The 1,509-nt window shown below is 71.4% G+C and carries 1 protein-coding gene and 1 pseudogene; both read right to left on the bottom strand.

From position 1 onward, the window contains the following. Positions 1-549, bottom strand: a pseudogene (locus LQV45_RS31720) (exopolyphosphatase); the annotation flags it as partial. Further along, the gene (locus LQV45_RS31715; RefSeq protein ID WP_374208355.1) at positions 546-1,343 is read right to left on the bottom strand and encodes a DUF501 domain-containing protein; all 798 of its coding nucleotides are present in this window, start codon (positions 1,341-1,343) and stop codon (positions 546-548) included. The gene LQV45_RS31715 and the pseudogene LQV45_RS31720, both read right to left, overlap by 4 nt. Positions 1,344-1,509: the final 166 nt, after the last annotated feature.

Genomic DNA, 1,509 nt, shown 5'->3' with positions numbered 1-1,509 from the left:
GGGCGGATCGCTGCGCAGGTGCCGTTCGGTCATCCGGACGCAGCCGACGTCGACCGAGCGGGCCGCGATGACGCCGTCGGCGTTGCCCAGCACGAACTCCGTGCTGCCGCCGCCGAGGTCCACCACCAGCACGGGGTCCTGCCCGCGGGAGGGCAGGACACTGCTGGCGCCGGCGAAGGACAGCGCGGCTTCCTCGTCGCCGGTGATCACCTCGGGTTCGACGCCGAGGATGTCGCGGATGCCGTCGACGAAAACCTGGCGGTTGCGGGCATCGCGGGTGGCGGAGGTGGCCACGAAGCGCACTTTTTCGGCGCCGTGCTCGCGGATGAGGGCAGCGTAGTCCCGGGTCGCGGCGAAGGTGCGCTCGAGCGCTTCCTGGGCCAGTTCACCTGTGGAGTCCACGCCCTGGCCCAGCCGGACCACGCGCATTTCCCGCACGATGTCGGTCAGCCGCGGCGTGGCCGGCCCTGTTGCGCCGCCTGCGCTCACATCTGCGATCAGCAGGCGGATGGAGTTGGTGCCGCAGTCTACGGCCGCGACCCGGGTCACTTGGACTCCCCCGTGCCGGTGGTACCGGCCGTCTCAGCAGCACCGGCGGTGGCGGCCGTGTTATCGGCGCCGGCGGCGTCGACGCGGGACTTGCGGACCGGTGCGGGCCGGCCCACGATCTCCGGCAGGCCTTGGGGGCCATGGCGGCTGAGGTCCCGGGACGGGGCCTCCCCGCCGGTGTCCCAGGCGCCGTCGCAGTAACAGCGCTCCACGGTCCACCATTCGGCGATGGCCGCGATCGATTCATCCCCCAGCGGGTTCACGCCCGGGCCGGCCGCCAGCGAATGCCCCACGAGGACGTGCAGGCATTTGACGCGGGTCGGCATCCCGCCGGCGGAGACGCCGTCAATTTCGGGAACGGCCCCGATGCCGGAGCGCGCGCCGATCTCGGCACGGGAGGCCAGATATGCCTCGTGGGCGGACCGGTACCGGGCCGCGAGGCCGGCGTCGGCAGCGAGCCGGTCGTTCATTTCGTTCATCAGCCCGGCGGCCTCCAGCCGCGATAGCGCCGACCTGATAACAGGGTGGCTGAGGTAAAACGTGGTGGGGAACGGCGTACCGTTGCTGAGCCGCGGCGAAGTGGCGGCGACGAGCGGGTTTCCGCAGACGCAGCGTGCCGGGATTTCGACGACGTCGCGCACGGGCCGGCCCAACTGGCGGCTGAGGACCTCGAGATCGTGCGGCGACGGCTGGCGGGAGCCCTCCGGGGCGTCTGCCCTGTGCCGTGGTGCCGGGGTCTTGGCCCCGTCGTTGTTCTCGGCTGCTCGGTTCTGGTCCACTCGGTTCTCGTCCACGGGAGTGGCACCTTCCTGCCCTGTTCCGGATTGTCCGCGGGACAATCCCGGCGGCGGGCGCCGCTTCTAGTCTGTTGCCGATCGCCTGATGGACTCCCAGAGGGCGTCCACCCAGGGCAGGTTGGCCGGGTCTTGTGCTGATGCTGCACCCGCCGTGCCACCGGAC

The organism is Microbacterium sp. Bi128 (genome assembly GCF_918698205.1).
Note: the sequence above shows the minus strand (reverse complement) of the source record. Positions and strands in the feature narration are given on the sequence as shown.